This window comes from Streptomyces sp. RPA4-2 (assembly GCF_012273515.2).
GTDB lineage: Bacteria > Actinomycetota > Actinomycetes > Streptomycetales > Streptomycetaceae > Streptomyces > Streptomyces kaempferi.
The window spans coordinates 9,122,762-9,136,228 of record NZ_CP050975.2; the positions used below are offsets into that span (position 1 = coordinate 9,122,762).

10 protein-coding genes and 3 pseudogenes are annotated in these 13,467 nt (G+C 70.0%); 6 read left to right on the top strand and 7 right to left on the bottom strand.

The features are described 5' to 3' along the window. Positions 1–73 precede the first annotated feature (73 nt). The gene (locus HEP85_RS40240) at positions 74–1,084 is read right to left on the bottom strand and encodes an NAD(P)H-dependent glycerol-3-phosphate dehydrogenase (protein WP_168532228.1); all 1,011 of its coding nucleotides are present in this window, start codon (positions 1,082–1,084) and stop codon (positions 74–76) included. Positions 1,085–1,356: 272 nt separating this feature from the next. Between HEP85_RS40240 and HEP85_RS40245 the strand changes: the two are divergent. Beyond that, positions 1,357–1,584, top strand: a pseudogene (locus tag HEP85_RS40245) (iron chelate uptake ABC transporter family permease subunit); the annotation flags it as partial. Between the two features lie 277 nt (positions 1,585–1,861). Next, entirely contained in the window at positions 1,862–2,455 is a 594-nt protein-coding gene (locus tag HEP85_RS40250) for a thioredoxin domain-containing protein (protein ID WP_348772512.1), read from the top strand. Between the two features lie 103 nt (positions 2,456–2,558). Here the strand turns inward: HEP85_RS40250 and HEP85_RS40255 are convergent, their stop codons facing one another. After that, positions 2,559–2,819, bottom strand: a complete 261-nt coding sequence (locus tag HEP85_RS40255) for a hypothetical protein (protein ID WP_168532230.1) — start codon at positions 2,817–2,819, stop codon at positions 2,559–2,561. A 336-nt stretch (positions 2,820–3,155) separates the two neighbouring features. On the opposite strand from HEP85_RS40255, the gene HEP85_RS40260 reads away from it, so the two are divergent. The 3 genes and pseudogenes from HEP85_RS40260 to HEP85_RS40270 all read left to right on the top strand — a co-directional run bounded on the left by HEP85_RS40260 (position 3,156) and on the right by HEP85_RS40270 (position 5,155). After that, a complete protein-coding gene (locus tag HEP85_RS40260; protein ID WP_168532231.1) occupies positions 3,156–3,905 on the top strand; it encodes a hypothetical protein in 750 nt (249 codons plus the stop codon). A 148-nt stretch (positions 3,906–4,053) separates the two neighbouring features. Continuing rightward, positions 4,054–4,230 (top strand): annotated as a pseudogene (locus HEP85_RS40265) (IS630 family transposase); the annotation flags it as partial. A 45-nt stretch (positions 4,231–4,275) separates the two neighbouring features. Next, positions 4,276–5,155, top strand: a pseudogene (locus HEP85_RS40270) (IS5 family transposase). On the opposite strand, the gene HEP85_RS40275 reads toward HEP85_RS40270, so the two are convergent. Further along, on the bottom strand, positions 5,152–6,360 hold the full coding sequence (locus tag HEP85_RS40275) for an acyltransferase (protein WP_168532232.1): 1,209 nt from the start codon (positions 6,358–6,360) through the stop codon (positions 5,152–5,154). The pseudogene HEP85_RS40270 and the gene HEP85_RS40275 sit on opposite strands and share 4 nt — an antisense overlap. Before the next feature lie 884 nt (positions 6,361–7,244). Here HEP85_RS40275 and HEP85_RS40280 point away from each other — a divergent pair. Beyond that, positions 7,245–8,798 carry an alpha/beta hydrolase gene (locus HEP85_RS40280; RefSeq protein WP_168532233.1) on the top strand — a complete coding sequence of 518 codons (1,554 nt, stop codon included), beginning with the start codon at positions 7,245–7,247 and terminating at the stop codon, positions 8,796–8,798. Between the two features lie 35 nt (positions 8,799–8,833). On the opposite strand, the gene HEP85_RS40285 is transcribed toward HEP85_RS40280, so the two are convergent. From HEP85_RS40285 to HEP85_RS40300, 4 genes are all read right to left on the bottom strand, one after another. After that, on the bottom strand, positions 8,834–9,019 hold the full coding sequence (locus HEP85_RS40285) for a hypothetical protein (protein WP_168532234.1): 186 nt from the start codon (positions 9,017–9,019) through the stop codon (positions 8,834–8,836). 418 nt (positions 9,020–9,437) lie between these two features. Next, positions 9,438–9,662, bottom strand: a complete 225-nt coding sequence (locus HEP85_RS40290; RefSeq protein ID WP_168532235.1) for a hypothetical protein — start codon at positions 9,660–9,662, stop codon at positions 9,438–9,440. Positions 9,663–9,902: 240 nt separating this feature from the next. Beyond that, complete coding sequence (locus tag HEP85_RS40295; protein ID WP_168532236.1) at positions 9,903–11,822, bottom strand: hypothetical protein; 1,920 nt, start codon at positions 11,820–11,822, stop codon at positions 9,903–9,905. Positions 11,823–12,595: 773 nt separating this feature from the next. Next, entirely contained in the window at positions 12,596–13,465 is an 870-nt protein-coding gene (locus HEP85_RS40300; protein WP_168532237.1) for a PhzF family phenazine biosynthesis protein, read from the bottom strand. Positions 13,466–13,467 lie beyond the last annotated feature (2 nt).

Here is a 13,467-nt window from a genome sequence, read left to right on the forward strand (position 1 = left end):
TTGAACATCTTCCAGCCGTCCGTGACATTGTGTCCGTCGGTGATGATGGGCCCCGCGAACAGGGCCGCGGGGGTCAGCGCTCGGGCTTGGGAGGCCGCTGCATCAGCGCGGCGGCGGCCTCGTCGAGGGTGACCTTCTCGTGCAGCAGGGCGGAGATCACTTCAGTGATCGGCATCTCGACGTCGTGGACCTGGGCCAGGGAGAGGACTGCCGCGGCGGACTTGACACCCTCGGTGGTCTGCCGGGTGGCGGTGGTTGCTTCTTCGACGCTCAGGCCGTTGCCGAGGTGGGTGCCGAAGGTGCGGTTGCGGGAGAGCGGTGAGGAACAGGTGGCCACCAGGTCGCCGACGCCGGAAAGGCCGGCGAGGGTGGCCGGGGCGGCGCCCATGGCCGTGGCAAGCCGAGTGGCCTCCGCAAGACCGCGGGTGATGAGCATGGCCGTGGCGTTGTTCCCCAGGCCCATGCCCGAGGCGATACCGACCGCCAGGGCGATGACGTTCTTCACGGCGCCGCCGAGCTCGCAGCCGGTCACGTCGGTGCTGGTGTAGGGCCGGAAGTAGGAGGTGCGGCACGCCTGCTGGAAGCGGCGGGCCGCGGTCTCGTCGGAGCATGCGACGGTTGCGGCGGCGGGCTGGCCCGACATGACCTCAGCTGCCAGGTTCGGGCCGGACAGCACGGCAACCCGTTCGGCATTCACGCCGGTCACCTCGCGGATGACCTGGCTCGCCCGCAGCCCGCTGCCGACCTCGATGCCCTTCATCAGCGACACGATCACCGTGTCCGGACCGATGTGCGGCGCCCATCCCGCGAGACTCGCGCGCAGGGACTGCGCGGGAATGGACAGGACCACGAAGTCCGCGCCGTCCACGGCGGCAGCCGGGTCGGTGGTGGCGGTCACGGGTGGCGGCAGCTGAACGTCGGGGAAGTACCGGGGATTGCGATGCGGGGTGTTGATGGCGTCGGCGATCTCGCTGCGCCGTGCGTGCATGGTCACGTCGGTGCCGGCATCGCCGAGGATCTTTCCTACGGCGGTGCCCCATGAGCCAGCCGAGAACACCGCCGCACGGGCGCGGAGCTGGATCACTGCGGAGTCCTTCCGCTGGACACGGGCCTGTCGCCGGGGGGACGGCTGGGCCCGGACATCGTATCGGCCGGTGCCGCTTTGGCCGGATCGGCGAGCAGGCGCCGCAGTGTCAGAAGGACGGCCCGCCGACCAGGCAGAGCGGGGAGCACCTGGCGTGCCTTGCGGAGCATGTTCTCGGCAGCGCTTTCGCCCGTGCACGCCGCATATCGTCGGCGTGGGCGATTCATAGCCTGCAGAGCCGGTCCCGCATCGCTGGCTCGCCGAGGCCTGACACCATCGGCTTCGTCGGTCGGGTGGCTCCGCGCGCGGCCCGCGCTCTGGTCGGCCGCCGTCACGCCCGGGTGGTACCGATGTCCCTGCTTCTGGGTGCGGTGCTGCCCTGCACGGCCGACCTCCTGGGCCGTACGCTCATCGCCCGTGCGCAACTGGGCGCGGGCGTGGTCACCGCGGTCATCGGCACGCCGTACTTCCTGTACCTGCTGGTGCGGGCCCGACGTTGAGCCAACCGCCGCGCCCTGCGGCGACATCGGGCAGAGGCGTCGAAGTGGCGAACGCCTTGCCGCTTCCCGTACGAAATGAGCTGGGCACCTGCCGAACACATGGTCTAAGGTCTGGCTGTTCTTCAGGAGGGGATGGCGCATGGTGCGTGGGGGGCAGTGGGCTGTGCTGTGCGTGGCCACAGTGCTGATGCTGGCGGGGTGCGGGCACCGGTCGGCTGAGGCCAAACCGGCGTTCGTGAGCGCGAAGAAGTTGCCGGAGAAACTCGGCAAGGATGGCATGACCATCGTGGTGGGTGATCCGGACGCGAGGGTGACCGTGCACCTGTACGAGGATCCGCGCTGTCCGGTCTGCGAGGAGTTCGAGACCACAGGTGGTTCCCCGCAGTTGCGCGAAGCGATGCTGGCCCGCCGCGCGACAACCGAATACACCCTGGCCTCCTTCCTGGACGACAGGCTCGGTGGGAGCGGCTCCAAGAAGGCGGTCAACGCACTGCGGGCAGCGCTGGAGGAGGACAAATTCGTGGAGTACCACGAGGTGCTCTACGCCAACCAGCCCGAGGAGAGTGTTGATGGGTTCACCGACGCCCGTCTGCTGGAACTGGCCGGCCAGGTGGAGGGGCTGCGCGGTCCGGCGTTCGACGCGGCCGTCAAGAGCATGAAGTACCGCTCCTTCGTCACCACTTCCGAGAAAGCGTACGAGCGGGCCGGGGGCGCGAAGGACCCTGGAGGGCCAGGAACGCCCTCCGCTGTGATCAACGACAAGCGGATCCCGGCGGACTACAACGGTCTGCTCTTCGACGGTGATACCTTCGCCGAACTCCTCCGGGAGATCCACGCCAGGCCCTGGGAGTGGGAACAGACCGTCCTCTGAACATGTGGTAAGCCCGTCGTTGGTTGACCCGCCCAGGGGTGCCGGGCGGTTGACCCCCCAGGGGTGCCGGGTGTCGTTCAAAAGGCTCTGCCGTTTGTGGCTTTCAGTGATTGGCCGCCCGGCGCCCCACGACGACTCGGCTGCCAATCAGGAATTGTGAATGATCGCTGAGTAGGGAATCGACGGCGAGGTCGTCCGTCGGGAAGCGCCAGCAGCAGCACACCTGGGCAAGCCGGCAGGCGAGGCCCGCGGCGCGGGCCGGACTGTCCGGGTCGGACTCGTACATGTCGACGGTGCGCCTCCCGCGGTCAAGGAGCGTGGGCACCAGGGTCCGCCGGTGGTCGTGCTCGATCGCGTCGACCACGACTTACTCGGTCCTTCGGTCGCACCATCCGAGGTCCTTGTCATGTGGGAGGAACCGGCCTGTACCGGCAACCTCCACCACGGCCGCGAACAGATCGGCGAACGGGCTGCTCGGGTGGACTGAACCGAGGGTCGGCACGTACTGCTCAGGCATCAGATGCTCGATCCACTCCCAGCGAAGGTGCATGCCCGCACGCTACGCGCGCCCGACGGTCAACGCAGGGGTCCGGGGGCAACGCCCGAGGTCATGGCCGTACTATCCCCTCTCACAGATGCGATCCAGGGGTGGGCAGTGAAGAACATCGTCATACGAAGATGGGCCGTCGGAGCCGCAGGCGTGGTCCTGGGCCTGGGAACGGTCGGCTGCGGTGCCGAGAAGGGCGGGGGCTCCACCGCCGGCCATGCACCGGGTGCGGAGAGCGCCGCACGAACGGCTTCCGCCGCGACGCCGACGCCGAAAAGCCCGACACAGCGCCCCCTGACTCAGAATCAGCTCGAACGGGCGGTGGTCGACGCACGGGACCTGCCGGGGTGGACCATCACCAGGCTGGGCTCCGGCACGGACGGCTTCGGCGACGGCACCGTCAGTGCCCTGCGCGAGGAGGCCACGCGTCCCGTGTCCTGCGCGCCGGTTGGCTCCGCCTTGTCGGGCGCCAGCAAGTACACCCCACTCGGCAGCGTGACGCGCATGGCCCAGAACGAGGACGGAACGTCCACCTTCCACCTCGTGTCCTATCGTGCGGCCGACGCCGAGCGGGTGATGGACGAACTGCGCTCGGCCCTGGCGACCTGCACTACCTACACGATGACGTGGCCGGCGGATACGACCTTCGAGGACCTGCGTCCCACCGGCGATCCGCATCAGGGCGACGAGGGAGTCTCCTTCAGGCTCGACGTCGTGTCGTCCTCTACCGGCGGGGACAGCGATCCCGTCAGGACGCTCCAGAGTTTCCAGGTCATCCGCTCGGGTTCCACCGTGGCAGTCTTCTCCGCGGTCGATACCGAGGCTCACAGGGTCAAGAAGGTTCCCACCGCCCTCGTGACCGCCCAGATGAAGGTCCTGGGAACCGGCGACCATCGGCCGTAGCGCCGGGTCCCCGTCCCGCGTACGCCGGCCTCCGGGGCGGACCGATGAGTTCCCGGCCGGCGCAGGTCCACGCTGCCCATCCCAGCCGCAGCTTGTGGCCGGCGCTTCAGCCCGGAGCGAGGACGAGCCTTTGCGCAGCCCGGCCAACCGGAAGCACATACGGCGAGGCGTCCACAGATCCGTCCAGGCCCTGGAGAAGGACATCCGAACCTGGATCGCCACATGGAACACCGACCCCAAGCCCTACGTCTGGACCAAGACCGCAGACGAGACCCTCGAACGCCTCGCCAGCTATCTGAACAGAATTCCTGACTCAGAAGACTAGGGCGTGTATCGGAATTGGATCTCGGCGGTGAGGTGATCTTGGTTCGTGGTGCGTGGAGACCTGACGGATGAACAATGGGGTGTGCTGGAGCCGCTGTTGCCGAGGGGTAAGAGGCCCGGCCGGCCACCGATATGGATCCGACGGCAGCTGATCGACGGCATACGCTTCCGGTCCGTACCGGCATCCCGTGGCGGGACATGCCCTCCGAGTACGGGCCATGGGGCCGGGCGCACAACCTGTTCCGCCGCTGGCAGCGCAACGGCACCTGGCAGCGCATCTTCACCGAACTCCAGGCTGGGGCCGATGCGAAGGACCTGATCACCTGGGACCTCAACATCGACTCCACCATCTGCCGGGCCCACCAGCACGCCGCCGGAGTGCGGAAAGGGGGACCTGCAGAAGGAGCTGCCCGGTGGTGTCGCCACCGAGTCCGACGATCACGGCTTCGGGCGCTCGCGCGGAGGCCTGACCACCAAGCTGCACCTCGCCGTCGAGCAGGGGCAGAAGCCCATGTCGATCGTGATCACCGCCGGGCAACGCGGGAACCTCCCGCGGTTCGAGGTCGTCCTGGGCCGCATCAGGGTGCCCAGAGCTGATCCAACTCCCAGCCCTCAACGCCTATTAGGCGTACGCCTCCCGCACGAACCGCGCCTACCTGCGCAGACGTGGCATTCGCTGCACCATCCCGGACAAGGCCGACCAGGCCCGCGACCGATGGAAACGCGGCTCCCGCGGCGGCCGTCCGCCAAAGTTCGACCCGGAGGACTACGAGGCTCGGCACGCGGTCGAGTGCGGTGCCAGTCGCCTCAAAAGGCACCGTGCGGTGGCCACGAGGTACGACAAGCTCGCGGTCCGCTACGAGGCGACCGTCCTTGTAGCGGCTGTCAACGAGTGGCTGCGACCGGCACATTCGAGACGCCCCTAGGGTCGCATCCCGAACAGGAAGCGGGTCGCCCGCGTGCGGCGGACCAGCAGCTCGTACGCGGTGAGGGTGAGGATGAGGGCGATCACCACGAGCACGGCGTACTCAACCAAGATCGGCGCAGACCAGCCGATCACGAAGTATGCGACGGCGACCACGATCGGCTGGTGCAGGACGTACAGCGGCAGCACAGCCGCGGCGAGATAGTCATAGAGGCGCCGACGCGTCGTCGGGGTCGGGTTCGGCGCCGCACGCGGTTGCTCCAGCCGCCGACGGTCGAGGAGGCCTGGTATGGCGACCACCAGGCACCATCCGGCAGCACCGAACAGTGCCCGTGAGGCGGTGGCCAGGGCGGTCATCTCCGTGAAGGGCTCATCGGCCAGCGCAAAGCCGGGGCCGGCTGCCGCGAACAGCAGGGCGCCGAGCCAGGCTGCGCTCCCGGCGTCGCGCCGCATCACGGTGCGGAAGCGGTCGTCGGTGGCGAGCGCGAAGCCGGCAACGAAGAACAGCAGGTACGACCAGCGGTGCCAGCCTGCGTAGTCCTCCTCCAGCCCTGCGAAGGCACAGATCGCCGCGAAGGCGAGGGCCGGCAGGAACACGACGCCCCGCCGGTGCAGGGTCGCCTCCGCCACCCGGTCGCCGATGCGGCGGACGCGCTCGCGCGGCAACCATCGGTGGAACGGCACCAGCATGAGGGAGAACGCCAGGAGGAGCACGACGAACCAAAGATGGCCGGTCTCGAAGTGCTCGCCCTGGACGAGGAAGGGGAACTCTTCGGGCTCCAGGTGCACGTCGTAGAAGTGGGGCAGGAAGCCGAGGTACGACTCGTGGTAGTCGGCGTCGGCCGAGCGCAGCCGCAGCCACTGCGGCAGCGGGTTCAGCGTGAGGGTCGCGAAGACCAGCGGAACGCCGAGCCGCAGCAGCCGCTCGCTGGCGAAGCCGCACGCGCCGCGGCGCTGAAGCGAGTGCCAGGCACCGAGGCCGGAGATGAGGAACAGCAGCGGCATGGCCCAGACGACTCCGAACCCGGCGATGATCATGATGGCTTCGGTGGTCTCGGCGTTCTTGACGTAGAAGTCGTCGTCGGCAGCGAATACGAGTGCCGAGTGGAAGAAGACCAGCCCGATCACGACCAGCATCCGGATCGCGTCCAGCTCCGGCCGTCGCTCCGGTAGCGGTGCCTGCGCCGGTTCTGTGCGCGTCGCCATGTCTGTGCCCCCCGTCGCCTGTACGTCACCAGTGTTGGAAAGGCGGCCGACGGGCGCCACCCCCGCAACAGCCTCCGCTCACATCGAAGACAACTTTCGATACACGCCCTCGGCGCCGGGTCATCACGGTGATGAGTGCCCAGTGCAGGTGGGCCCGGAGGGCTGGGGCAGACGCTTGTAATCGAGTCCGTTCCGGCGGACGTTCACTGCAGTCGCCCAGGAAGTCACTTCTGGCGGGCGGCCAGGCCGTCACCAGCAGCTTGCGGACGTGCGGTCTGACGAACCCACCGTCGAGGTCGCTACATCCGGCTCATAGATCCGGGTCCAGCTGACGCGCCGACAACCGGCGACAACTACCCAATCCTCTACCTGGCCCCGCATACCCATCGCCGTGATGTGTGAGGGCTCAGGACATCCCTGACCTTCTGTTCTCGGCACAACCTTGACGCTGCCGGTTCGTCTCGCCGGACGGGGAGCAGCCGATGTTCTGCACGTAGTCGGTCCTGCCGTGCGCTGGTGCAGCCGGTGTTGGTCCGGTCGACCGTGTGTGTTGGCGAGACGGCGGGTGCCGTCGTCGTAGCGGTTGAGGATCTGGAGTTGCTCGGCGCCGGTGGAGGTGGCGATTCCCGCTGCCGCGGCTTGCGTCGATGCGCAGGGGGCGGCGCGGTGGGTCGGCGCGCGTACACCGGTGGTCGAGTCGTGTCCCCGTCCGCCACCGGCTGACCGGCCGTGACGAGCCCGCCGTCCCGGACATCGCACGCCGGGCGTCCGGCCGTGCTGTCGGAGGCGGCTTGTATCCTGCACGCATTCGACGTTCGGACGTTCACGGGTACGGGCATGCGGGCACGGGGCGGGCGTCCAGGGGCGGGAGCGCGGGGATCTCGATGAGTGACGCACATCCGATACGAAGCCGCAGACCGGGCCTCTCGGTCGGCGCGCGCATAATCGCCGGGGTCGTCCTCGCCGCGATCGGGGCCCTCGGCGCCTGGCTCCAGTACGACGCTCCCGGCCGGAGTGCGGAGCCGCGTACGGAGTTCACCGCGAACAACCCGCCCGCCGGTCTGCCCACCGCGCTCACCACCGGCCAGCACCTCCACTGGTCCAGCTGCACCTCGCCGTCCACCGCGCGCACGGGCTACGACTGCGCCACCATGAAGGCCCCTCTCGACTACCGGAAGCCGGAGGGCAGGACGATCGACGTCGCCCTGATCCGCCGCAAGGCCACCGGCCCGAACGCCCGGCGCATCGGCTCGCTCGTCCTCAACTTCGGCGGCCCCGGCGTGTCCGGCGTGAGCGGACTGCCCGAACGCCTCAACCAGTACGAGGCGCTCCTCGACCGCTACGACCTGGTCTCCTTCGACCCGCGCGGCGTCGGCGCGACCATCCCCGTGCGATGCGGGAAGACCGCGGACGACACCGGCTACGACGGGGCCGACGCCTGCGCCGAGCACTCCGGGGCGCTCCTCCCGTACATCGGCACCTCGCACACCGCGAGCGACCTCGACCTGATGCGCTACCTCCTCGGAGACGAGCGGCTGCACTACTTCGGCGTCTCGTACGGAACGGCGCTCGGCGCGGTCTACGCCCACATGTACCCGTCGCACGTCGGACGGCTCGTCCTCGAAGCGTCCGTCGATCCGACCGAGGACCTCGATGAGGAGCAGGTATCGCAGGTGAAGGCGGTCCAAGCGGCGTTCGACCGGTTCGCCGCGTACTGCGCGGCCCGTATCCGCCACTGCCCGACCGGCGACGGGCCCGAGGAGGCTGCCCGGCGCATGGCGCGCCTGGCCGACCGCCTGGCGAAGAAGCCCGCCCCGGCCGGCGCCGGAAGGAACCTCGACGCCGACGACGTCGCGTACGCCGTCAGCGACCATCTCGACCTCGGCACGGACGGCTGGGCGCCGCTCGCCAAGGCCCTCACCGCGCTGATCGACCACAACGACGGCCGTCCGCTGCGCAAGGGCGCGGACGACATCGGCTCCGCCGACCGCGCGGCGACCCCGAGCGACGTCAGCCGCGCCGCCCAGACCGCGATCACCTGCGCGGACTCCAGCCTGCGCCCCGGCTTCGAACGCCTCGACCGGGACGAGGCCCGGGTCAAAGCCGCCTCACCCGTCTTCGGCGCGGCCTGGTCCACCGGCGTCTACCTCTGCTACGACTGGCCGTTCGACGGCGAGCGCGCCACGCTCCAGGTGAACGCCGACGGCGCGGCCCCCGTTCTGGTGGTCGGCGGCACCGGCGACCCGATCACCCCCTACTCCGGCGCCCGTCACATGGCCCGCGCCCTGGGCGACGGTGTCGGCGTCCTCCTGACGGCGGAGGAGGAGGGCCACGGCACGTACCCGCAGAACCGCTGCGTCACGGGGACGGTCGACCGCTACCTCCGCACGGGCCGCACCCCGGCCCCGGGGACGGTGTGCCGGGGCAGCATGTCCTGAGGCTCGGACGGATCCGTCGGTCGGCCGTTCGGGCGTCACAGGGGATGGAGCCGGCGCAGCGCCTTGAGGAGAGTGTTCATGGTTGTGCGGGCTGCGGGCCGGCGGTTGGCGTGGCGCGACCAGATGGTCGCCAGCACCACCCCCACGAACATCATGACCGTGCCGGTGAGGGCGAGCAGGCCGACGGGGTCGAGGGTGTTGAGGAGGTCGTGCGGCGTCATCGTGTGCTCCGTTCGTTTGTCGGTGACGGGAGTACCTTCCGCCGCCCGGGCGGCCGGTGGCGGAAGCCGGGTCGGATCGGGATACGGGCCTTCTTGCCGCAGGCTGCGGCCCAGGCCGGGACGCGGGGCGTCCCGGGACGTTCCGGGACGCTGGGGAGGGAGCGGCGTTGCAGCGGGGAGACGAGGCACGCAAGCAGTTCGCCGCCTGGCTCAGGGAGGTGCACCGGGCGGCGGGCACGCCCAGCGTCGGCGGAGCTGGAGTGGACGATCGCCCGGAACCCGGCGGTCGGCGCCCGGGCCGTGAGCAGGTCGGGCGTCCACCGGCTTCTGCAGGGCGAGTTCGTCGGGCCTCCGGACTGGGACGCCGTGACGGCGGTCCTCGGCGGATGCGTCCGCTGCGCCCCGCCCTCCGATCCGGTCAGCGCTTCTCTGGTGGACCGGGAAGCTGTGGCGGAACCGGCACCGGCAGTTCGTCACGCTCCTGGAAGCGGCCAAGGAAAACGGCCCGGGCGGCGCCGCCGAGGATCAGCGGGACGCCGCCGCTGACCGGGCGCGCGTGCCCTACGCGCGCCGCGTCCGGGAGACGTACGGACGTCTCGATCTGGAGGTCCTCACCCCCGACATCGACCAGAGCACGCAGCAAAGCGTTGAACTGCGCGAGGTCTTCGTCGTGTCGACCGTCCGGGCCGATCCTCCGCCGGTGGAGCTCTCCCGGGAGCTCATGGACAAGCTCCTCAAAGGAGAGGAGCCGGCCGCGGACGGGGAACTGCCGGGGTCTGGCGCAAGTTCCGTGATGTGCCAGACCCCAACTCGAGCCGCCCAGGCGGGGGTGTGCCGGAGTTCAGGGTCAGACCGCCACGGCCGCCCTGCGGGGTGGCGGTGATCAGCGCCGGGCGCCCACGGCTGCCGCGGCAGCGGCCAGGATGCGGTGCAGGACGGGGACCGGGATCGCCGGATTGGTGACCGCTGTGCATGCCGTGTCGCGGTCGTGCAGCAGCTCGGCAAGGACGCGGGCCGGCAGCCGCGGATTGCGCATCGCGATGCCGCGGACGTGGGCCGCTGGGTCGTTCAGCAGCCGCACCGCGTCAGCCGGTGACAGCCTGCTGTCCTCGGCCGCACGGCGGCGCACCTCGGCTTCTGGGTCGCGGGCGAGACGTGCGACGTCGGCAGGCGTGGATTCCGGGTCGTCCAGGGCCAGGCGGCGCATCCGCCCACCGGGGTCGCCGACGTAGCGCAGCAGGTCCGTACGGGGGAAGTTGGGGTGGCTGCGGGGTCGGTCGGGGTGCGTGAAGCTGCCGTCCCACCAGCGCCAGACCCCCAGCAGCATCTCGGCCGGCGCGTCATCGCACGATTCGGCGAGGAATAGGCGGACCGTCCGGTCCTCGTCCCGCGCCAGACGCTCCACGACGTCCGGTGGAAGATGCCGGGCACGGGCAACACTTCGGCGGATGAGCGGATGGGACGATACGGCGAGGCGCCGCATCGCGTCGGCGTCACCGTGCAGGCCCTCGACCCAGGGCAGAGTGCGCGACATCGACGTCGGGGCGAAGTCGTAGCGCACCGCGGCACGCTGCTCCTCGTTGAGGTCCGGCCGCAGCGCCACCGCCGAGCGGATGTCGTCGGATGGGTCCTCGGCCAGGACGGCGACGCTGTGTGCACTGAGCCGTGGGTTGGCGGCCAGCGCTCGGCGTACCTCCGCGCCCCCGTCCCGGACCAGCTCCGCCTCCAACTCGGGCGAGAGACGGCACTGTTCGAGCGCGCGCCGGGGCGCGGGCAGCGCGGCAAAAACCTCGCGAGGCATGGGGACGCCGTTGTGGTGGGCGAGCAGCGCCGCCGTACGCACCGCGTCGTCGGTGTCGGCCAGCAGTAGCGCCCGCAGCGGCGCGGCGAGGTCTTCCCAGCGCGCGCAGGCAGTCGCCCGCACCCGGGGATCGGCGTCGGCCGCGAGGCGGGGGAGGCGGTGTGCGGGGAGCCCCGAGAGTTCGGCGGCCTGAGCGCGGGACGGGCCTGCGAGGAGGTCGTCGTAAAGGTCCTCGGGGAGTTCGACACCCCAGGCGCAGGCATGCTCGGCCCAGAGCACGCGCCGGCTCGGCGACGGCTCGGCGCGGACCAGGCGTACCCACTGATCGGATGTGAGCTTGGGCCGGAAGGTGTCCGCGGGCCTCGACCGCACTTGCGGATCGGGATGCGCCACCGCGGCGTCGAGTACGGCAGGCCGGTCGCAGCTGTGCAGGAAGCCCACCTCCACATCCAGCAGTCGGATCAGCAGTTCGTCCGTCGCGGCCGGATTGGACCCGATCCCCTCGGCCCAGTGCAGAGGCCACGCACGTCGGCCGGGCACCGCCGCCCACACCTCGGCGCGCTCGACCTCCGTCTCGCGCCCGGCGGCCGCGGCGGCCTCCTCCAGCCGCTCCGGCAGTCGGTCGAGGGCCGTCACCCGATCCCCGTACGCGCCGGACACCTCCGCCAGCAACACCTGCCCGTCGAGGGAGAGCGCCACGAACCCGGGGTCGCCGGTCAACTCCGGCACACCGCTCCCGGCGTACCGGACCCGAGTCCACCAGGAGTCGTTGCCGCCGATCCGGTGCCCGAGAACGGCCACCAGGAACTCGCCGTCGACATCGCAAAGACGGCGCCACCACGCGGCGTCGAGCGCTTCCCGGGCCGCGCCGTCCGGTGCCGCGATACCCCGCGCGATCCGCCGGCCGGCTTCCGGCGGGAACAGGCTGCCCGGGCGCACGTCCTCGACGACCGTGAGTCCGGCGCGTGCGAGCAGTTCGTGGAGTTTCTGTTGGTGCGGCACCCGGTCATGATCCCCATCGGCTCACGGTGGGACAAGGCCGTCAGCCCAGGCGTAGCCGCCCTCACCCGCGTACACGTTTTTTGGCCGCGACGTGGTTCGGCGGCCCCACCCGGGCGGCTCGAGCCGCACCCACTTGAGCAGCGGCAGATTTCGCAGGCCCCGGCAGAGACCGGGCCATGCCGGCACGGGGCTGCTTGAACCATCATGGAACTTCACGAATCGGGGCCGCTTCGAGTCGTCATGCCGGGGCCAATTGACGACGTCGTGGCCACCAGCGGCATACCGCTGACGCATTGACCAGCAAGAACTCTAGGTCAAGCTGTCGAAGGTGCAGATAGGAGGTGGTCGACTTCCAGCTTTTTGGCACTGTCGAGGTACTGGTCGTCGTAGGGCGAGTACCAGGTCCCGTCGGCCGGCACGCAGTTCGGCCGCACTGGGTGCAGTTCCTCTATGGAAGAAAGAGCTGCCGGGAGTGACTGTCTGTCAGAGAGACGTGGGGGTGGGGTGTGTGACGGCACGCGGCCGACCCAACCTGCGACGGTTACTGCGCAGGAGAACTGCACGCATGCTGTTCGGTGCCGTTCGCTGGTCCCCTTGAGTAGTTCGGGACGGGGACTGGGGAGGTGGGCGGGTGCCAGGACCTACGGATGGCTCCGCTCGCCGTCCTGACCTGCCTACGGCCCGAACCAGGCCCCCCGTACCGCCTCTGGCCTGCGGCCATGCCGCCGGTGGAGATCGTCTGTCGTGCCGGCCGCTGATGAGCTACGGGCCGGCTATGGCATGCGGATGCTGCGTATGACATCCGCGGCGCCGCCCAAGAGGACCCGCAGCCCCGACGCGTCAGGCTGTGCGGTGGCGGTGATCGTGGAGGGACTGCCGAGGGAGTCACCCATGTCGACGGTGATGTCGCTGATGCCCTGGCCGGCCAGGTGCGCAGCGAGACAGGCGGTGCTGTTGGCGTTGGCGATGTCTTCCGCGACGCCGATCGACGGGGCGAACATGCGGGCCGCGACGCGGCCGGTGGGCGTCGGCACCGAGTAGGTGTAGCAGCCCAGGAGACCGAGACGGTCGCAGGCGGCACGGAGCCGTTCGAAGTCCGGGCTGAGGGTGGTGAGAGCGGACCGCGTAGGCAGGGGAACCAGCAACCGCGGCCGTCCCACTGAGGCGACGCGGATACCAGGAGCGAGTACGCCCGAGGTGACACCGAGTGCGGGCAGGACAAGGTCGCACTCGATCGCTGTGGGCGTGCGGAGGTCTACGGGACCCGGGTCGAAGGCGGCATGGACATGCGTCTTCTCCCGTACGGACCAACCAGGGAAGACACGCCCTGCCGCATGGACAGTGGTCCGATACTCCCGGCCCCCGGCGCGCTCGGCCAGGAAGGCCAGAGCGGCAACCGTCCCATGACCGCACGCAGGCAGTTCTCCCTCGGCGGTGAAGAAGCGGAGGGAAACGACCGGACTGCCCCGTCGGCTGTCGTGCACCGACACGAAGACCGCGTGCGACGTTCCCGTCAGAACCGGCACACGACGGCGTCCATCGTCACTCAACGGCGCCTCGTCCAGCACCGCGGTGGGACTACCGCCTTGGCCGTCGCGCATGCACGCGCGGACGATCGTGACGGGCAGACCGTGCCTGCTCATCG

Coding starts and splice junctions, on each gene's coding strand:
- HEP85_RS40250 (WP_348772512.1), top strand. CDS start 1,862: ATGACCATCGTGGTGGGTGATCCGGACGCGAGGGTGACCGTGCACCTG.
- HEP85_RS40275 (WP_168532232.1), bottom strand. CDS start 6,360: ATGGCGACGCGCACAGAACCGGCGCAGGCACCGCTACCGGAGCGACGG.
- HEP85_RS40280 (WP_168532233.1), top strand. CDS start 7,245: ATGAGTGACGCACATCCGATACGAAGCCGCAGACCGGGCCTCTCGGTC.
- HEP85_RS40285 (WP_168532234.1), bottom strand. CDS start 9,019: ATGACGCCGCACGACCTCCTCAACACCCTCGACCCCGTCGGCCTGCTC.
- HEP85_RS40300 (WP_168532237.1), bottom strand. CDS start 13,465: ATGAGCAGGCACGGTCTGCCCGTCACGATCGTCCGCGCGTGCATGCGC.